Genomic DNA, 19,055 nt, shown 5'->3' with positions numbered 1-19,055 from the left:
AGCCGATGATAGGGATGGGCTTATGTTGCTAAGCAAGTTTGGTAGTTTTATGTCGAAGTACTATGCTTTATGCAAAAGGACCTGTGGGTTCAGAGCCGATGATAGGGTTGGGCTTATGTTGCTAAGCAAGTTTGGTAGTTTTATGTCGAAGTACTATGCTTTATGCAAGGACCCAAGGACCTGCAAGGACCTCAAGGACCTGTGGGGTCAGAGCCGATGATAGGGATGGGCTTATGTTGCTAAGCAAGTTTGGTAGTTTTATGTCGAAGTACTATGCTTTATGCAAAAATTTTCAAGGATGAAAGTGATGGCCAGGCTTCCTAGATTAAACCTACCCAATATTCCCCAACATGTTATCCAGCGCGGCAACAATCGGCATATCTGCTTTTTTACCGAAAAAGACTATGACGTATATCTAGACAAGCTGCGGCTTTATGCTGATAAATTTCAAGTCAGTGTTCATGCTTTTACCTTAATGACAAATCATGTGCACCTGTTGATGACGCCTTCAACAGAAAAGGGAGTGAGTCAACTTATGCAATCCTTAGGGCGTTGTTATGTGATGTATATCAACAAAATTCATAAACGAAGCGGCACCTTATGGGAGGGCCGCTACAAATCTACTTTGGTTGACAGTGAGCACTATTTTTTAACAGTGAGTCGATATATCGAGTTAAATCCGGTGAGAGCCAATATGGTTCAGCATCCGGCAGACTACCCTTGGACAAGCTATCATCACAATGCGCTGGAGAAACATATTCAGCTTATTACCCCTCACTCCTGCTATGAAGCCTTAGGTAAAGGGCCTAAGGAACGAAAGAAGGCCTACAAAGATTTGTTTGCATAACAAATACCTGAGTTAAGCCTTGAAGAAATTCGAACCGCGACCAATAAAGCGTGGGTGTTGGGAGAAGATAGATTTAAACAGCAAATCGAGACAGCAACGGGTCGAAGAGTTAATCCGTTGCCGCAAGGTGGCGACAGAAAGTCAGAAATATTCCATCAAAAGCGTTTTCAACGGCTCTGACCCCGCAGTTCGCGCAGTTCAACGGCTCTGACCCCGCAGTTCCGCAGTTCCGGTTTCAACGGCTCTGACCCTCGCAGTTTTCATATTTATTTTCTATTTATTATTTGTGGGTCGGGGCTAGCGTAGGCGTTACTGTAATTGTCTTTTACAACAAGCTGCACCCCAATAGTTTCAACATCTGCATCTGTATCACTAAGAGTAAGAGTTTGATTTGCGTTAGAAAGAGTTGCTGTTATATCTTTCGGTGTATCAACGGGTACATAAGAGATTAATGGTTTTTCAAATGTCACCGCTGGACTACAGTCACTTAATGTAAAAACCACATCGCAATTTTCAGACACAATATAAGGGCCATCGGGGGAATAACTAAACGACGCTACACCTTCGGTTATGTTGACTGTCACATTAACATTTATGTTCATTTTTATTTTCCTTCTTTGGTGGGGGTAAAAAAATCGAATGTGGTGATGCCCATGCGTTGCAAAATTTTCAGTTCGTTGTTTACGTTATTTGGCTGGCCAATACAGCTATGGGCTTGTACATAGGGTGAAAGAAAGTAGGGTGATTGACTCCTATTGAGCAAGGGACTTAAACGTTGGATAACCTCTTTACATAAGTTATACGCTTGTTCTTTTTTATTTTGCTGAAAAAGCTGTTTTGCTTCTAATAATGAGAAATCAGCTAATACTCTAATTTCGTCAGGGCCAGTTATTAATTGTTTTTTTTCAAGGGATAACTCTTTAAGCGCTCGCAATATATATTTTTCACTTTCTTGCCATTGCTCTTTAATTTGAAAGTAATCAATTGCCAATACAAAAAATTCTAAGGACATAGGCTGAGAATTAAGGATGGTTTCAGTTAATTCATAAGCATTACTTAATAAATTTCCAGATTGTTTACTGAGCTTGGCATTGATAGCTGCTTTAAAAAGACGAATTCGTAATAAATCAGAATGCCAATAATGATTATTTTGATCTTGTTTTAAAGCTTTATTTAAAAGATTTTCTGCTATTGTCAGTTTATCGAGGGCTTGTTTATTTGTGTGCTTAAAATTAAATATATTAGCCTGCGCTATGTTCGAAAGTACAAGTAGCTCTATTATTCTTGCATTGTCAGGCGATGCATTAAGTTGTTGCTCTAAAATAGCCTGCCCTTGTTGAGTATATTGGAGTGAGGAAGTTAACGAGCCAAAATGTAGTTCAATTCTGCCCAACCACGACAAGGTATCAGCAATATCAATTTGCAAATCTTCACCATCAGGATGGTGCTTTAAGGCTTGCTTTTTCAATATTAACGATGTGTTAAATGCCGTTTTTGCCAGCTTATATTCTTCCAATTCAATATAGAGAGAGCCCAAGGTATTTTGTGCATAAGACAGCTCAATCCACCCATCGACATTGTCTGGTTCAAATTGATTCATCTTTTCACTGTAATCCCGATATAACTCAAATAAAGGCTGTGCAGTTGCATAATCACTTTCATCATAGGCCAGCTGACCTAACCAAAAAGCATTCGCGCCAAGGGTTTTTAACAGTTCCAGATTATCTGGTTGTTGTTGATAAAGTTTATCTAATATTACTTTCGCAGAGCTAAAAGCTTGACTCGCTTCGTCATTTTTACCACGACTATAGGCCACTTCGCCCATGGCCCCTAAGGTCTGAGCATGTTGAAAACGCGCTTTAAAATTTTGTTCTTTATTGGCAAATGACAGCAGTGAAGAGTCGTCTGCTTGGGTATCTTGCTGGCTAAAATACTCCAAGGCTTTATTGCTAATGCCATCGAGCAAGTCCATGCGTTTTACACTACGCAGCTTGTCGGCAAATTCGCCCACCATAAAACCCAATAAACTTTCTGCCTCTAACCTTTTTTGTTGGGCGACGTTTTGTGATTCTTGGCTTTTAATGCTCATTAATACCGAGGTAAAAGTCAAAATGCACAGCAGTAAGATGGCTGCACCCGTTGACCAGCGTTTGGTTTTGGCTCGTTTAACAGAGCTTTGGATCAGCGCCTGCTCGTTGTTATCTAGGGTAAATGTGCTGCTGTGTTGCAGGCTTAAGGCTTCTTGTAAGGGTTTGCCTTCGGCCAATAAATAGGCGGTGCTTTTGCCTTCATTTAACCAGCGCTGGCAGAGTTGTTGTAAACGGCTTTTAATCGCGAGGCTGTCTTGATGGTCTGCAATCCACTCACTGGCTCTAGACCAGCGGCGTAATAGTGCTTCGTGAGCCAAACTAAAACAGGCTTCGTTGTTTTGCAGGTGAGAAACAAATAAACGACTGTCGACCATGGCTTGCACAAACGCGTTTTGGCTGGCTTGGCTAAGCTGCGCCCAACGAGCGGCGCGACTGGTAGTGGTTTCGCCATCGGGGTTTAAGGTAACTAACAGCGACAAGACATAAGCAAGTTGGCTTTGTTGCTCTGGGGGCAGTTGCTGGTAAATCTCTTCGGCTTTTTTACCGATGGCCCCTTCAATACCGCCTAAGGTTTGATACACAGAAAACTGTAATTCGTTAGCACTACTGCGTTGTAAATACAGCTCTTGTAGGGTGTATTGCAACATAGGCAGTGAGTCAGGATGTTGCGCCGCTTCAGCACATAAAATTTCATCCAGCGCCATGGCGCTACTCGGATCGTGCGACCAGCTTAAGTTGGCGGCAATGGCCGGCAAGCGGATCATTTGCATTAGGTCACCGCGGCTGGGCGGCAACAAATCAAAATGCGCACCATTGTCTTTACCGGCCATTAAGCTTGGGTGGCTAACCACTAAAGGGTAAAAGTCATTACGACAGGCGCTAAACACCAAAATGCAACCTGAGGTAGCCAATGTTTCAATAACTGTTAAAAACAGGCTACGTTCTGCATCACTAAACAAGGGCGACGACAGCAAAACTTCAAGACGGTCAATAAACAAAAACAACAATGGTTTGGCAAACAGTGCTGGCCCATTGCTTAATGCCTGTTTACATTGGCTGAGCACGGCTTGGCTGTCGTGTTGTAATTGCTCTGCAAGGCTATCAGCACTGAGTCCGGAGAACACTGGTTGATCAGCAATATCCCAATCGAGTAGGGCAGAGGCCAAATCAATAAACAAGCGGTTTTGGTTAATATCAGCAAAATCTAAACTGGTATACGACACCACACCAATACCATCATACCCGTTGTGATGCAGTAATTTGGGTAGCACACCGGCGTTAATTAACGACGATTTACCGGTGCCACTGGGGCCGAGCATCAAACAAAAAGCGCGGCCAAAACTCACTTGTTTGGATACCCGCTCTAGCAGTGTGCTGATTTGCTCGTTACGACCAAAAAATACGTCGGCCTCGTTGGGTTCAAAGGCACTTAAGCCAGGAAACGGTGACTCGCCTTGCCAACTACTTTGTTGGGCTTTTAATTCATCATTTAACGGGAAGTTAAGCTTGGCAACAATGCGATAACCACGTTTACGAATGGTTTCAATATAAGTGGGCTGGCTGGGTTTATCGTCAAAGGCTTTACGCAGTTGGTTGATGGCTTTGTGCACAGGGTTGTCGCCGAGTTCAGCGTTGCCCCAACAATGTTCGACAATTTCATCAGCGCTTAGGACTTCCCCTTGCTGCTGGCAAAGGGCAATGAGCACGTCCATGGCTTTGGGCTCAAGTTGCTTGAGCATATCGCCTTTACGCAAGGTGTTGGTATTGGGCGTAACTTGCCAGTCACCGATGTAAAAAAGAGCGAGCTTTTCAGACATAAACGACTTAATACCTTACGGTCATAAAGCGCGAGTTTAGCGTGACCCGGTCATACTTTAGATGCGATGTGACTGTGTTCATTTTGACTTGTTCTTATTGTAAGGATGATTTTTGTGCAATTAGCACCAATATACTTGATCTTTTTATACTAAGCATCTTTCACAGGTCATTGTATTCACTCAGTTTTAGATATGGAATGCAGAATGAAACCGAGAAGAAAGCAAAGCTCATAGTCAAAACAACATGTTTACTCTTGTAATAATGGAGGAGATAATCTCAGGGCCCTAGTGTGTTCAGATATAAGCGATTTACCTAGCAGTATGCATTGCATCACTACGCGTTCAAATAGCGTGCTCGACGTCAGACATTTAAACAAAAGCAGGAGTGGACACCTGTTGAGTTATAACAACAGCTGAGATTAAAAAAGGCTGCCCTTCGCTTGAAACAAGGAGAGTCTGTGAGCCAAGTGTGTTTTTAATAGGGTTGCGCTAGCTTGAGTCATTTCAATCATTTTCAGGCTAGCTTTGCTAGGCCTCTCCTCATTACGCCCAGCAACAACAGCGACATCATTAATTTGCAAAGCGATAAAAAGCGCCTTGCGGCGCTTTAGGGGATAGATTTATATCTGTGAGTGGCTGATTTCAACTGAGGCTTTTTTACGTCGAAACAGACGTGAAATAAAGCCCCCAATTTTGACAAAGCCCGCTTTTATATCTTCCAGTACCATGTACAAACAAGGCACCAAAACCAAGGTGACTAAGGTTGCGTAAAGTACCGCAAAGCCGAGTGCGTTTGCCATCGGCGCAACAAATTTAGCTTGCATGCTAGGCTCAAACATTATCGGCACGACACCAAAGAAGGTCGTGATCGAGGTAAGCGTGATTGCTCTAAAGCGTGCCGTTCCAGCTTCTGATACCGCGTCACGAATTGAAAAACCTTGAGCGCGGCGCTGATTAACAAAGTCAGTCATGACCAGACTGTCGTTAATCACCACCCCTGCTGCAGCGATAAGGCCGAATATCGACATCATGCTCAAGTCCATGCCAAAGGCAAAATGACCCCATATTGCGCCCGTCAAACTGAAAGGAATAACCGACATAATAATCAATGGTTGGCCATAGCTTTTTAGTGGCACGGCTAACAAGATGTAAACCATGATCATGCCGGCAATAAAGAATAACATTTGCTCGTTTTGTTGCGCTTGTTGTTCTTCTACCGAGCCCCCTAATTCGGTTTTAACCGAAGGATAGTCTTCTTTTAACTGTGGCAATAATTTTTCTTCAATGGCTTCAACCACTTCGTTGGGTTCGATGGTTTCTTCATCAATAGAACCAAACACATACACACTTCGGTAACCACTTTCGCGGCGTATGTAACTGATCCCCGGTTTTTCACTCAAGGTAACAACATCACCTAGCAATACTTCTTGGCCGCTAGGTGTGGTGATAACGGTGTACTTTAAGGCAGCAAAGCGCTCCCGAGTAAGCTTGGGATAACGCACCATGACTCGTACTTCTTCACCACCACGTATTACGCGTTGCGATTGGTCACCGTAAAAACTGGCCCCCACTTGACTCGCGATGCTGGATAAATTCAAACCTAAGTCATACGCCACGGGTAGTAGTTCAAGTTGGATCTCTTTGCTGGCAGGGTCAATAGTCGAACTGATGTCGTAGAGACCTTCTTGCTGTTGCAACATGGCGATAAATTGCAAACCTGCCGCATTAAGGGTATCCACGTCGGGACCATACAACAGATAGCCGAACTCACCATTACTACCGCCTCCGTTTAGATCGTCATATACCGTCATTGATTTTAAACCCGGGATAACGGGGATGGCTTCCCGCCACTTTCTGGCTAATTCGAAGGTATCAAACACACGTTCGTCTTCACCAACTAAGGGGGCAACGATGCGGGCCTCGGTGCGACTTTGGTTAAAGGCGAGAATATCTCGAATCATGCCTTTTCCGTATTCGTCCTTGGTTTGTTGTTCGATATCCATGATGACTTTTTCAATGGTTTTTAAGGCATCAATAGTAGCCGAGTCAGACACGTTTTCGTTCATTTCGATCATAACAGAAGGAAAGTCACTGGGAACTTTGGGAGTGGGGATAAAGCGTACATAATTAGCGTCGTACAAGGCTTTACTCAACATTAAAAGCGCAATAAAAACGGCAAAAGTGAGGTAGCGCCAATCAATACACTTGCTCACAAAATTTTTGTAGGGGCCGTTGACAAAGCCAAAGAACTTTTTGTTGAAACGTTCGCGCCAGCTACCGGGTTTGATGGGTTTAAAGTTAATGTGAGCAATATGGGCAGGCAGGATCCATTTTGATTCAATTAAGCTAAATATCAGACATAAGATAACCACAGAGGCGATATTATAAAAAAACTGACCTTCTGGACCTGATGAAAATACCGTAGGGGCAAATACTGCGATGGTAGTGAGTACCCCAAAGGTTGCCGGCGTCGCGACTTTTTTAGCGCCGCGCACGACGTTATCAACACCGCCGCCTTTTTCTTCTATTTCACTGTAGGCACTTTCTCCTATGACGATCGCGTCGTCTACCACAATCCCCAGCACCATGATAAAGGCGAACAGTGACAGTACGTTAATACTGACACCCAATATCGGCATCATCATCACTGCGCCAAGAAAACACACGGGCAAACCCATCATTACCCAAAATGCTAAACGAAAGCGTAAAAAAATGGAGAGCAAGATGGCAACCAAAATAGCCCCTTGAACAAGGTTTTTAAGCATCATGTCAAGACGACCATTGAGGTAGTACGTCATATCGACCAACACTTTCAATTCTAATCCGGCGGGTAAACTTTTATTTTTCTGCTCGATGTAACTGTGCACAGACTGCGCAACAGGAATGATGTTTTGCGCTTTAGTGGCTTTGACGTCCATAAAAATAGCATTTTGGCCGCTGTATTTAAAATAGCGCTCACCTTCGGTAAAACCATCTGAAATGGTGGCAATGTCTTGCAACAGCACTTTTGCACCATTTGCGCCTATTTTAATGGGAATTTGGCCAAATTCTTCGCCGTCGTAATATTGGTTTTCAACCCTCACAGAGATAAGGCCCGCTTCAGTGCGAATTTGGCCGGCTGAAAAATTGGCAGAATGGCGGCGTATCGCAGCACTGACATCACTCAGGGATAAATTATATTTACGCAGCACATCAGGCAAAATTTCTATGGCAATCTCGTCATCTGGCGCACTAACGGATGTCAGAGAGATATTATCGAGCTCTAATAATTCGTTTTCAATTTGCTTGGCTAAGGGTTTGAGTTCGGTCAGCGGGACATCGCCCACCAATGACATCTCAATCACATCTTGTTTAAACTCGGCTTGCGATACTTGCACGGGCTCCATGTCGGCAGGAAAGGTGGCGATACTGTCGACTCGAGCTTTAACCTTGTCGAGTACGTCCGTTAGTTTTTCATCAGGATAAATTTCTAGACTAATACTGCCGCTATCACGAAAGGCACGGCCAACGAGTTTTTTAATCTCAGTGATATCTTTTAACGATTCTTCGATTTTAACTAATATGCTTTCTTCAATTTCTTGGGGAGAGGCGCCGCGGTAGGTAGCACTGATATTGATGTAATTAATTTCAATATTGGGAAACATCTGGCGCTGTATCGTGAAGTAACTCACTAGGCCCATGACAATGATAAAAAACATCATTAAATTGGCAGCCACAGGGTTATTCGCGAAAAACGCTATTAAGCCTTTTTCTTTAGGTTCATTGATGTCCATACGCGCCTCTTACGATTTTTTAACGCTAAGGCTGCTGTCGTCAGACGCAGGCTTAGGCTTGGCAGTTTTGACTTCCATACCTTTTTGCGGGTATTCGGGTAGGGTTACCACAATTTTGTCTGTGTTGCTTAAGCCTTCGCTAATTAAAAAGTAAGCGCCTTCTTCACGAATAATATCGACCTTGCGGGGCTCTAATTTGTTGTCTTGATTCACTATCCATACAGTGCGATTAGTCACCAGTTCTTGGGGTAAACGGTACACTTGTGGCAGGGTTTTACCTACAAATTGTACTTCGACATAAGAACCATATTTAAGCGGCTGAACATTGCTTTTAATGCCATAGGGGTCATCAATTCTGATCACCAATTGGCTCATACGAGTCGCCTGGTCAACGACACCCAAATCCCGAGCAATAGAGCCTTTTCGAGTGATGGCGTCAAACCCCTTAGTGGTAATTATCGCAGGGGTACCGGCTACGTCATTAGGTAAAAAGGCATTATCAAAACCCGCAATAGGGAACACAATCTCGGCTTTTTCAACATTATTTAACACCGCAACTTGAGCGCCTTGATTAACATATTGGCCAACACCTACGTTGCGACTGATAACTAGCGCATCATAGGGGGCTTTAATTTCACAATTGTCGAGGTCTCGTTGAGCTATTTTTAATCGAGCTTGAGCCGACTTAACCGCGGCTTCAGCACTTAATACTTGGGGTTTACGTAAGTATAAATCGCTGACTTTATTGTTGGGTAAATTCTTCGCTTCTTGTTTGGCAACATTGGCGCGCGCTTGTTCTTCAATCAATAAACTTTGAGCCGAGCTCAGATTGGCTTCAGCTTGCAGCAAAGCGGCTTCATACGTGTCTTTTTCAATACTAAACAAGGTTTCACCGCGCAGGACCAAACCACCAGCAACAAAGTTTTCATTCCAAGCGGTTACTTCGCCCGCAACTTGTGACGAAATGGCGGTGCTTTCAAGGGGGGTAACCTCACCAAAACTGGTGATAAGTACTTGATAATCCGCAGATTCTATACTTTCGACTTTAACCGTAGGGCGAGTATCTACCGCTTGTTTATCTTCTTCTTTTTCTGCTGATGCATTAATGGCTTTGACAGCCCCAACACCCACCAGCAACACGACGAAAGGTAAAGCGAATTTTTTCCAATTTGTTTTCATTATTATTTGGTGTCCATATATCCCTAATTACAATAAGGTTATATTACCTTAGGTATTAACAACTTAGTATTTGCAATTGTTAGAAATTGTTAGTTAATACACAACTTTCTTATTGAAAGACCAATAATTGGTGGTTTAATCGCCAATTACTATGTTTTGCGTATTTTTTAATATAATAAATGGCGGGTTAAATTAAGGCATATTGAAGCTTAAGTTGAGTTTTTAATTGCCCCTTCACTTATCGGAAAATTAGTACTATGAAAAAATGTGCGCTGTTGACGATGGATTCTCTAGCGAACTTTTTTGCCTATGACCAACTGCTGATAGAGCCGTTGGCGCAACAAGGCTGGATTGCAGATCTTGTGTCGTGGCGCAGTACCTCGGTGCAATGGGCAGATTATGACGTGGTGATTATTCGAAGTACTTGGGATTATCAAAGTGATGTTCAGGCGTTTTTGCAGTGTTTAGTAAAAATTGAAGCGTCAGGCGCACGTCTTGAAAACAGCCTCAAATTGGTCAAGTGGAACATCAGCAAAACCTACCTAAAAGACATGCAAAATCAGGGCATCAATATTGTGCCTACTCTATGGTTCGAGGCATTTGATTTAGCAAAAATTCAACAAGGTTTTATGTACTTTGACACAGAGCAAATAGTCATAAAACCTTTAGTGAGTGCCAATGCTGACGATACCTTTCGTTTAAGCGTTGAGCAACTGCTGGCTGCTGAATCTACCTTGCACCACTTATTCAATCAACGCCCGTTCATGCTACAACCATTTTTATCCGCCATTGTAGAAGAGGGTGAATTCTCTTTGTTTTATTTTGCCGGACACTATAGTCACGCCATTCTAAAACAACCTAAACACGGTGATTTTCGGGTACAAGAAGAGCACGGAGGTCAATTAAAAACCATTGAGCCTGATGAGGCGATGTTAACCAGCGCAAGGCATGCCTTGGCATCACTACCCGGCGACGCTTTATATGCCCGTGTTGATTTAGTTCGATATCAAGGTGAATTTGCCTTGATGGAAGTGGAGCTAATTGAGCCTTCACTGTATTTCAATATGGATCCTGCCTCACCTCAACGTTTTGTTAATGCTTTTATTGAATGCTACGGCGTGGGCTAACGCATTAACGTAAAGGGGCCATCACTTTTTACCATGCGAGTAGAGATCGCAGTATTAAATCGTTCAACGCCCGGTAACTGACTCAAATTCTCACGCAGAAGGTGGTCGAAGGCTTGAATGTCTGTCGCTAATATTTCTAAGACATAATCGTATTCACCGGTGACTGCCTGGCATGATCGTACATTTGGGTGAGCAATAATCGCCGCTTCAAACGCTTGGTAATAACTAAAATCAACTACTACATGTACAAGGGCTTTTATGGTCAGGCCTAATTTAGTTGGGTCGATACGAGTATTGTAGCCGGCTATTACGCCTTGCTTGGCTAACTCGTTCACACGATTCCAACAGGGCGTTTTACTTAGACCTATGTGCTCGCCCAGTGTGGCAAAAGACATGCGGCCATCTTGCTCTAAGCACTGCAGTATTTTTTTGTCAGTGGCATCTAAGGCTTTAAGAGTCCTTTTGTTTTCTAAATTAGTCATATTTTAGGTCAACGTTTTTTAATTTTTGCATTAATCAGTGTAATCGGAACAATGTTCAAAGGCTAATCACTTAATATTTAGCCATGTTCTATCGATTGAGACATTTATGTATCGCACTAAATATTCCACCTTATTAAATAATCCCACCATGCTCGATTACGGTACTTACTTAGAGTGTGAACGTTTACTTACCTGTCAAAAGCCATTAGATAGCTTGTGTAATGGTGACGAATTACAATTTCAAATTGTGCACCAAGTTGAGGAGTTGTGGATGAAACTGATGATTTATACCTTGATTGAGGTGTTAGAAAACATTCAGCAAGAACGTACTTTAAAGGTATTGAACTTGATGCAGCGAGTGCACTTTTTACAGCGGATGATGATTCAACAACTCGATGTACTCGAAACCATGTCCCCAAAAGAATACCAAGAAATTCGTTTGCAGTTAGGCAATGGCAGTGGCCAAGAATCGCCAGGTTTTCGCACGTTACTCAAGGTGCCTGCTGATTTATGGGATGTGTATAAACAGCATTACCTAGATGGTCGGGCTAAGACCGTAGAGCAGATCTATAACAGCCAATTTGCCCATGACGATAGCTATGCCGTAGCAGAAGCTTTATTAGAGTTTGACGAGCTCTTACAAAAATTTCGCACCAATCATATTTTTTTGATCCAGCGTTCTATTGGTTTGGCGTCTAAATCGCTAAAAGGCCGCCCAGTTGAGCTCTTAGAAAATGGTGCAAAACATCGCTTTTTTCCTGAACTATGGAATATTCGTAGCCGTATGACCGATACGTGGGGCGGTGAATATGGTCAAGTTCGTGAATCTATCAGCCAATGTCCTTTTCACTCATGAACCTAGATATAGCGACACAATTTGCTGTGCCTCAAGGTATGTATTTACTGAGTCACTCAGTTGGCTGTTTAAGCCATCAAGCCCGGCATGTGCTAAACGAACGATATCTGAATCCATGGCAACAACATGGCGGTGAAGCCTGGCCTCTGTGGCTTGGTATTATTGACGACTTTTGCCATGAACTTGGGGGGGTGTTGGGAGTTGATGCTAAGGATATTTGCCCGCAGCAAAATGTCTCCAGTGCATTAACTAAGTACTTAATGTCGATGCCAGTAAAGGCGCATAAAAACGTAATATTGATGCATGCCAGTGCTTTTCCGTCTTTAGGGTTTGTGGCCAAACGTTTGGAGCAGCAAGGATACCGTTTCGAACTTATTCCAGAAAACCAGCATCCGCGAGACTGTGATGTGTGGGCTGATAAGATTAATCACCACACTGCCATTGTGTTAATAACGCATGTGCACAGCAACTCTGGGATTAAATCCCCTGTTGCTGATATTGCCAAACTGGCCAAAGCTCAAAATGCCAAGGTTGTTGTGGATATCGCGCAATCCGTGGGCGTGGTGCCGATTGATATCACCCAGTGGCAAGTGGATTGTGTCCTGGGCTCTTGTGTTAAATGGTTATGTGGTGGGCCTGGTGCTGGTTTCATCTGGCTTGAATCTGCGCAACTAAGCGAACTTCGACCCATTGATGTTGGCTGGTTTTCTCATGCCAATCCCTTTGAATTTGATATCGAACATTTTGTTTATGCCGATGACGCAAAGCGTTTTTGGGGCGGTACACCCAATGTCGCCTCATATGCGACGGCTCTGGGCAGTTTGCAGCGACTGAAAAAGATAGGCATCGAGCAAATAGCCAAGCATAATTTTCAACTGCGTGAAAAAGTGTATCAAGCCGCACAGCCTTTATTGCTTAGTCAGCATAAGCTAAAAGAAGAGGGCGGAACGCTGTGTTTAGACTTTAAACCAGCGGCTCTTTTGGCGGTGATTGAAGATTTAACCGCCTTGAATGCCCATTACGACCAACGCGCTGGCGTTTTAAGATTGTCTTTTCATATTTACAATACCGCGCTACAAGCAACCGAGTTGATAGAGACTTTGAAAAAACTGCGAATGTAAATCGACTCATATGAGAGCCTAAACAGAATCACTGAATGCTATAGTTAATATACAACAATGACTCTGTTTGCGGCTCGTTTTGGGTTTAATGCGCTACTTAGGCATTAAATCAAGCAAGGCGATGACCGTTGCTTCTACACCTGATTTGACTGCCGGTTCTGGCGAAATTTTAAATTGCGGGCTATGGTGGCTACCTACTGGAGCGCCACCAGCTGCGGCGCGATCAAAGTCAGCTTGGGGCGTTCCGCCTACATTAAAATAAACGCTAGGAATATAAGGGTCGGTGGTAAAAAAGCCAAAATCTTCTGCACCCATACCGCCACCTTCTTTAGGTGCCAACAACATGTCTTCACCCATTTTGTCGTTGATCAATACTTTTAAACGTTGAGCGAGCTTTTTATCGTTATAAGTGGGTGGGTAAGCATCTTCACTGATAATGACTTCAGGTAATTTATCTTCAGGTACACCTGCGGTGCGAGCTGTACCAATAGCCACTCGCTTGATGGCTGTTAGCAGCTGCTCGCGTACCCGCGGGTTGAGACTCCTAACGGTGAGCTGCAAATGCGCTTGGGCAGAAATAATATTATGTTTGGTGCCAGAATGAAAAGCGCCTACGGTAATGACGCCAGCATCTCTTGGGGCCAACTCTCGGCTGACAATCGTTTGAAGGTTAGTCACGATTTGTGCGCCAATCATGATGGGATCTTTACCTTGATGGGGTGAAGCACCGTGAGCGCCAATGCCATGCACGATGATATCCACCGTATCTGCACCTGCATAGGGCGAGTTTTCATCTACCGTGACTTTACCCGCGAGTGAATTAGCGTCGACATGAAAGGCATACGCATAGTCAGGCTGGCCGAAACGTTGCCATATATTGTCTTGCATCATCGCAGAAGCGCCTGGGCCTTTTTCCTCAGCAGGCTGACCAATCAACATTAAGGTGCCAGACCACTGGTTTTTGTTTTCAGCCATGTAACGCGCGGTACCGACTAACGCGGTAATGTGCACATCATGGCCACAGGCATGCATCACACTGACGTTTTCACCATTCCAATCGGTCATCATCACTTTAGAGGCGTTTGGCAAACCTGATAATTCTTTGACGGGCAGGCCATCCATATCTGCGCGAACCATAACCATGGGGCCAGCGCCATTTTTTAACATTGCCACGATACCTGTGCCACCAATACCTTCAGTTACTTCGTAACCTATGGCACGTAATTCACTGGCTAGACGTTTGGCGGTTTTGGTTTCCATTAAGGAAAGTTCAGGATTTCGGTGAAAATGATCCCACAAGGGGGCTAAATGTTGCTGGTAATCGGCATTAATGGCTTCTGATAAGCTTGATGCCATGACCGTGACGGGGCTGAATAAAACCGAACTGAGTAAAATAAAAGAGCTGAGCGTTTTCATCTAATTAACCTCTTGATACTTGATATTGATGCAGTGAAGTGACCGTCAACATCCTAGCACTTTTTGTGAATAGCAAAAGCGCTCTGTCAAACATCAAGAAAGTTACATACCTACTTTCGCTGGTTGCTTGTTGTAACCTATCAGTGCAACATGGTTAATAAAGCAGCTGAAAATCAACTCGGATCGTAAGGAGAAACACAATGGCGCAGTGGTTAGATGCAACAGTAGTAAAACGCATAGACTGGAATGACCATTTGTTTAGTTTGCGATTTTCATGTGACGACTTTCCTAATTTCAAAGCCGGACAATTTACTAAAGTTGGTTTGTTACAAGATGATGGCAAAATTATTTCGCGTCCCTATTCACTGGTAAATGCCCCGCAAGACAGTGAACTAGAGATTATCGCGGTACCCGTTGAGGGGGGATTGCTGTCGCCTAAGTTACACGAATTACAAGTAGGTGATGTTTTAAAAGTCATGGCGCCCCCTACGGGCTTTTTGATACTAGATGAAGTGCCGCAAAGTCGAGATTTATGGTTGATAGCAACCGGTACGGGTGTGGGACCTTTTTTGTCAATATTAGCCACTCAACAAGTATGGGCGACATATCATAATATTGTTCTAGTTTATGGCGCCCGCTTGCAACAAGACTTAGCCTATTTACCTCTCATTAAAGGGTGGGAAGAGCAGTACGCAGGGCGATTTCATTTTGTTCCTGTGGTCAGCCGAGAACAAGGTGAAGACAGTTTACGAGGGCGCATTCCCGCCTTGTTAAAAAGTGGGACTATTCAATCCCAAGTGGGCTTAGCGCTCACAGCCCAAGACAGTCAAGTGATGTTATGCGGCAACCCACAAATGATCGAAGAAACCGTAAACTTGTTGACTGAGATGGGCTTAACTAAACACCTGCGCCGTTCGCCTGGGCAAATTTCTATGGAGCGTTATTGGTAAGTTATCAAAGTTTTAGGGGAAATTGTTAATGCCAAAAGGGTTAATTTTACTGACAACCTGGAGTTTTCTTTTACTCGTCGGATGCTCATCAGTGACTAAACAGCAAGTGTCAATATTGCCAGTACCAGCGCCATTGACTCTGCCAAGCTTAAATACCGAGATATTTGATCCCATCTCAGTGCCGACCAAAAAGGATATTTTTGCTCTAACTGAAAAACAGAAAACAGATTTTCTTCGTTACTATCACGACCCCAAAAATCAGCAAACACAAGGACATATTCGTTTATTTGACTATCTCGATACCTTTGTGAACGATTTCGGTTTTCGCGGCGCAACATTAAGAGCATCTGAAGCCCTGTTTTTAAAAACGGGTAATTGTCTGTCTTTGGCAATTGTCACAAAAGCCTTAGCTGATGTTGTGAATTTAGAAACGGCATTTCAAAGGGTGCACAGTGCCCCCGTGTATGCCCGTAATTCAAGGTTAATGACATTGTCATCTCATGTTCGCACCTTTATTTATGACCCGAACTTTGCACCCCCTGCATCCGTAATAGTGGTGAGACGACCAAGCATCATCATTGATTATTTCCCGAGTAGATCAGATGTCACTGGTGTTAGGGTATCGCAAGCGGATTTTATGGCTATGTACTATCAAAACGTTGCTGCCGAGGCCTTATTAAACAAACAGTTGGACCATGCTTATTCGCTATTGCAAAAGGGCTTATCGTTTAATCCTCTTAATACTGAGACCTTGAATACTTTGGCCGTAACGTTTAATCGTGCCGGCGATCCTAATCAGGCAGAAGTCTTATACCAATTTATGTTGGACAACGGTTTGGCCTCAGGTAACGTTATCAGTAATTATGTTGCTTTGCTGCAGTCTCAAGGGCGAGAGATTGAGGTGACGGCACTCGAACAAAAAGTCGATGCCATTGACGATGATAATCCCTATCGTTGGATTGATTTAGGTGAGCAAGCTTTTGCAGAAAATAGTTTTACGTTAGCTAATAAATATTACAAAAAAGCCGAGAATATCGCGCCTTACCTGCATGAGGCATACTTTGGTTTAGCCAAAAGTTATTATCAACTTGGCCGTCAAAACTTATCGGAAAAAGCCCTAACACGAGCGATAGAGCTGACTTATAACACGGTAGATAAGAGTTTGTATGAAGCAAAACTGCACACCTTAGTACACAGTAATTCCAATTAGCGGTTAGCGCGGATTAAACCAATTTAATTTTTCATGCAGGCTTACCACCGACCCTACTATGATTAAAGCTGGGGGCTGTATACCTGCTGCTTCTGCTTTAGCTTGAATATCCATAAAGGTACCCGTGATAACCTTTTGCTGAGGAGTGGTGGCTGACTGCACCATGGCGATAGGGGTTGTTGTTGGCAAGCCATGTTTGACCAGCTCCTCACAAATAATCGCTAATCCTGTTAAGCCCATATAAAACACAATGGTTTGATCAGCTTGGGCTAATCCTTTCCAATTTAAGTTAATGGTGTTGTCGCGCAAATGACCTGTCGCAAATACCACTGATTTAGCATGGTCGCGATGAGTCAGTGGTATGCCTGCGTAGCTAGCCGCCCCGCTTGCGGCCGTGATGCCGGGCACAACTTGAAAGCTGATCCCTTTTTCAACAAGGGTTTCGATTTCTTCGCCGCCGCGACCAAAGATAAAAGGATCGCCGCCTTTCAAACGCACGACTCGCTTACCCGCTAAGGCTTCGCTGGCAAGTAACTCATTGATTTCTTCTTGCGGCACAGTATGTTTGCTTTTAGCTTTTCCCACATAGATTTTTTCTGCGTCACGGCGCACCAACTCGAGTATTTCAGACGAGACTAAACGGTCATAAACCACCACATCGGCTTTTTGCATTAATCGCAGGGCGCGAAATGTGAGTAGATCGGGGTCACCCGGTCCTGCACCCACTAGATACACTTCGCCTTTGATTTTCGAATCATCTGAATCTAGTTTGCTAAGCAACTTGCGCTCAGCTTGCTCGTTATTGCCCACCAACACATCTTCGGCGATATCCCCATCTAATACATCTTCCCAAAAGAAGCGTCGTGCGGTCACCGAGGATAATTTCTGTTTAACTAGCTCACGAAATTTTTCAGAAAACTGGCCTAATAAACTGACTTTCTGTGGAATGAGCGATTCTAGTTTTTGGCGCAAGTATCTGAGCAATACTGGTGCAACGCCGCCACTACTTATTGCAATAACGATAGGTGAACGGTCGACAATTGAAGGCGTAATAAATTGGCATAAGGGAATATTATCGACCACGTTAACCAAAATATTCTGTGCTTTTGCTTGAGCATGCACTTGGGCATTGACGAGGCTGTCATCAGTGGCCACAAAGACTAACTGTTTTTGACTTAGGTCTTGGGTTTCATACAGGCGTTTCTCAAATTTCACTTTGCCCTCTTCGACGAAACGAAGCACAGTGTCGCAGGCCCAAGGGGCGACTACATTGATGGTGGCGTGGGTTTTAAGCAGTAATTCGATTTTACGTGCGGCAACTTCACCGGCACCTACCACTAAGCAATTTAAATCAGTGGTATCCAAGAAAATTGGGAAATATTGCATGTTTTGAATCCACCTAATTTAAAAGAGCGCATATTTTGCCTTTTCTTTTATCACCAAGGAACAATTGATAAGGCTGTTGTTATGCTATTTGGTTATTAAACAAAGGATGTTTTTAGGAAGCCAAAAGCGCTATTAATAGATCTTACTGCAATTAGTTGGCCAAAGGTGATGTTTTGTATATTCCACGAAATATGATGATGAACGAGCTTATTCAGCAACAACAATTTATTGCTCAGTTTGGCTTTGCGCTACTGATAAGCGAAGATTTGCAAATAACGCACTTACCACTATGTTTGGTTGCGGACGAGGGGCGGTACGGCACTCTTTATGGACACGTAGCAAAAGCAAACCCTCACTGGAAAGTGCTCGATAATGCCGTGGTCAAGGCTGTTTTTAATGGTCCTCATAGCTATATATCACCTTCGTGGTATGCGAATGGCCCCGCGGTGCCTACCTGGAATTATGCGGCGGTACATAGCAAAGGTAGGGCGAGTTTGCTAGATGAAGCAGGGCTTATTCACAGTATTCACTTACTGGTAAGGCAATACGAACCCGCTTTGCTTGCCAACCAAGAACTAATGCCGCTGGATTATCAGCATAAACTAGCAAACGCCATTGTGGGTTTTAAAATAGAAATTGACCATATCGAGGGCAAACACAAGTTAGGTCAGCATAAAAGCACTGCTGATCAACAAGGTACGGCCGCCGGTTTAGCACGCAGCCAACATATAGACGCAAAAGCCTTGTTGGCATATATGCGACAGACTGGATTGGGTTTAGGGCAGTAAGACAGTGCGCATT

At 43.7% G+C, this 19,055-nt stretch carries 14 protein-coding genes; 7 read left to right on the top strand and 7 right to left on the bottom strand.

Annotated elements, in window-relative coordinates; all coding sequences use genetic code 11:
• The first annotated feature begins 307 nt into the window (after positions 1-307).
• Positions 308-847 (top strand): transposase, encoded by a 540-nt coding sequence (locus tag ACEN2L_RS03260; RefSeq protein ID WP_441741683.1) that lies wholly within the window; start codon positions 308-310, stop codon positions 845-847.
• A 266-nt stretch (positions 848-1,113) separates the two neighbouring features.
• Here ACEN2L_RS03260 and ACEN2L_RS03255 read toward each other — a convergent pair whose 3' ends face one another.
• From ACEN2L_RS03255 to ACEN2L_RS03240, 4 genes are all read right to left on the bottom strand, one after another.
• Positions 1,114-1,449 carry a DP-EP family protein gene (locus ACEN2L_RS03255; RefSeq protein ID WP_441741682.1) on the bottom strand — a complete coding sequence of 112 codons (336 nt, stop codon included), beginning with the start codon at positions 1,447-1,449 and terminating at the stop codon, positions 1,114-1,116.
• 2 nt (positions 1,450-1,451) lie between these two features.
• Positions 1,452-4,754 (bottom strand): nSTAND1 domain-containing NTPase, encoded by a 3,303-nt coding sequence (locus ACEN2L_RS03250; protein ID WP_441741681.1) that lies wholly within the window; start codon positions 4,752-4,754, stop codon positions 1,452-1,454.
• A 620-nt stretch (positions 4,755-5,374) separates the two neighbouring features.
• Positions 5,375-8,527, bottom strand: coding sequence for an efflux RND transporter permease subunit (locus tag ACEN2L_RS03245; protein WP_441741680.1), 3,153 nt, complete (start codon positions 8,525-8,527; stop codon positions 5,375-5,377).
• Between the two features lie 9 nt (positions 8,528-8,536).
• Complete coding sequence (locus ACEN2L_RS03240) at positions 8,537-9,706, bottom strand: efflux RND transporter periplasmic adaptor subunit (protein WP_441741679.1); 1,170 nt, start codon at positions 9,704-9,706, stop codon at positions 8,537-8,539.
• 257 nt (positions 9,707-9,963) lie between these two features.
• Between ACEN2L_RS03240 and ACEN2L_RS03235 the strand changes: the two genes are divergently transcribed.
• On the top strand, positions 9,964-10,833 hold the full coding sequence (locus tag ACEN2L_RS03235) for an ATP-grasp domain-containing protein (RefSeq protein WP_441741678.1): 870 nt from the start codon (positions 9,964-9,966) through the stop codon (positions 10,831-10,833).
• Here the strand turns inward: ACEN2L_RS03235 and ACEN2L_RS03230 are convergent.
• Positions 10,830-11,315, bottom strand: coding sequence for an Lrp/AsnC family transcriptional regulator (locus ACEN2L_RS03230; protein WP_441741677.1), 486 nt, complete (start codon positions 11,313-11,315; stop codon positions 10,830-10,832). The genes ACEN2L_RS03235 and ACEN2L_RS03230 overlap by 4 nt on opposite strands.
• A gap of 106 nt (positions 11,316-11,421) precedes the next feature.
• Here ACEN2L_RS03230 and ACEN2L_RS03225 point away from each other — a divergent pair, with 106 nt between their 5' ends.
• Positions 11,422-12,171 carry a tryptophan 2,3-dioxygenase family protein gene (locus tag ACEN2L_RS03225; protein ID WP_306020782.1) on the top strand — a complete coding sequence of 250 codons (750 nt, stop codon included), beginning with the start codon at positions 11,422-11,424 and terminating at the stop codon, positions 12,169-12,171.
• Positions 12,153-13,292 carry an aminotransferase class V-fold PLP-dependent enzyme gene (locus ACEN2L_RS03220; RefSeq protein ID WP_441741676.1) on the top strand — a complete coding sequence of 380 codons (1,140 nt, stop codon included), beginning with the start codon at positions 12,153-12,155 and terminating at the stop codon, positions 13,290-13,292. Before ACEN2L_RS03225 ends, ACEN2L_RS03220 begins: the two co-directional genes overlap by 19 nt.
• A 93-nt stretch (positions 13,293-13,385) precedes the next feature.
• On the opposite strand, the gene ACEN2L_RS03215 is transcribed toward ACEN2L_RS03220, so the two are convergent.
• Positions 13,386-14,708: an amidohydrolase gene (locus tag ACEN2L_RS03215; protein WP_441741675.1), complete on the bottom strand. Its 1,323-nt coding sequence runs from the start codon at positions 14,706-14,708 to the stop codon at positions 13,386-13,388.
• A 200-nt stretch (positions 14,709-14,908) separates the two neighbouring features.
• On the opposite strand from ACEN2L_RS03215, the gene ACEN2L_RS03210 reads away from it, so the two are divergent.
• Positions 14,909-15,658 carry a ferredoxin--NADP reductase gene (locus ACEN2L_RS03210; protein WP_441741674.1) on the top strand — a complete coding sequence of 250 codons (750 nt, stop codon included), beginning with the start codon at positions 14,909-14,911 and terminating at the stop codon, positions 15,656-15,658.
• Positions 15,659-15,686: 28 nt separating this feature from the next.
• Positions 15,687-16,868, top strand: a complete 1,182-nt coding sequence (locus ACEN2L_RS03205) for a tetratricopeptide repeat protein (protein ID WP_441741673.1) — start codon at positions 15,687-15,689, stop codon at positions 16,866-16,868.
• 3 nt (positions 16,869-16,871) lie between these two features.
• On the opposite strand, the gene cysG is transcribed toward ACEN2L_RS03205, so the two are convergent.
• Positions 16,872-18,254, bottom strand: a complete 1,383-nt coding sequence (gene cysG / locus ACEN2L_RS03200; RefSeq protein ID WP_441741672.1) for a siroheme synthase CysG — start codon at positions 18,252-18,254, stop codon at positions 16,872-16,874.
• A 173-nt stretch (positions 18,255-18,427) separates the two neighbouring features.
• Here cysG and ACEN2L_RS03195 point away from each other — a divergent pair, with 173 nt between their 5' ends.
• Positions 18,428-19,042 (top strand): FMN-binding negative transcriptional regulator, encoded by a 615-nt coding sequence (locus ACEN2L_RS03195; RefSeq protein WP_441741671.1) that lies wholly within the window; start codon positions 18,428-18,430, stop codon positions 19,040-19,042.
• Positions 19,043-19,055: the final 13 nt, after the last annotated feature.

It is taken from the genome of Flavobacterium sp. W21_SRS_FM6, assembly GCF_052119645.1.
GTDB lineage: Bacteria > Pseudomonadota > Gammaproteobacteria > Enterobacterales > Alteromonadaceae > Paraglaciecola.
Note: the sequence above shows the minus strand (reverse complement) of the source record. Positions and strands in the feature narration are given on the sequence as shown.

Excerpts from the sequence above, each read along its gene's own strand:
- ACEN2L_RS03230 (WP_441741677.1), bottom strand. The coding sequence starts at position 11,315 with ATGACTAATTTAGAAAACAAAAGGACTCTTAAAGCCTTAGATGCCACT.
- ACEN2L_RS03205 (WP_441741673.1), top strand. The coding sequence starts at position 15,687 with ATGCCAAAAGGGTTAATTTTACTGACAACCTGGAGTTTTCTTTTACTC.
- ACEN2L_RS03220 (WP_441741676.1), top strand. The coding sequence starts at position 12,153 with ATGTCCTTTTCACTCATGAACCTAGATATAGCGACACAATTTGCTGTG.
- ACEN2L_RS03225 (WP_306020782.1), top strand. The coding sequence starts at position 11,422 with ATGTATCGCACTAAATATTCCACCTTATTAAATAATCCCACCATGCTC.
- ACEN2L_RS03250 (WP_441741681.1), bottom strand. The coding sequence starts at position 4,754 with ATGTCTGAAAAGCTCGCTCTTTTTTACATCGGTGACTGGCAAGTTACG.
- ACEN2L_RS03210 (WP_441741674.1), top strand. The coding sequence starts at position 14,909 with ATGGCGCAGTGGTTAGATGCAACAGTAGTAAAACGCATAGACTGGAAT.
- ACEN2L_RS03215 (WP_441741675.1), bottom strand. The coding sequence starts at position 14,708 with ATGAAAACGCTCAGCTCTTTTATTTTACTCAGTTCGGTTTTATTCAGC.
- ACEN2L_RS03245 (WP_441741680.1), bottom strand. The coding sequence starts at position 8,527 with ATGGACATCAATGAACCTAAAGAAAAAGGCTTAATAGCGTTTTTCGCG.
- ACEN2L_RS03255 (WP_441741682.1), bottom strand. The coding sequence starts at position 1,449 with ATGAACATAAATGTTAATGTGACAGTCAACATAACCGAAGGTGTAGCG.
- ACEN2L_RS03260 (WP_441741683.1), top strand. The coding sequence starts at position 308 with ATGGCCAGGCTTCCTAGATTAAACCTACCCAATATTCCCCAACATGTT.
- ACEN2L_RS03235 (WP_441741678.1), top strand. The coding sequence starts at position 9,964 with ATGAAAAAATGTGCGCTGTTGACGATGGATTCTCTAGCGAACTTTTTT.
- ACEN2L_RS03240 (WP_441741679.1), bottom strand. The coding sequence starts at position 9,706 with ATGAAAACAAATTGGAAAAAATTCGCTTTACCTTTCGTCGTGTTGCTG.
- cysG (WP_441741672.1), bottom strand. The coding sequence starts at position 18,254 with ATGCAATATTTCCCAATTTTCTTGGATACCACTGATTTAAATTGCTTA.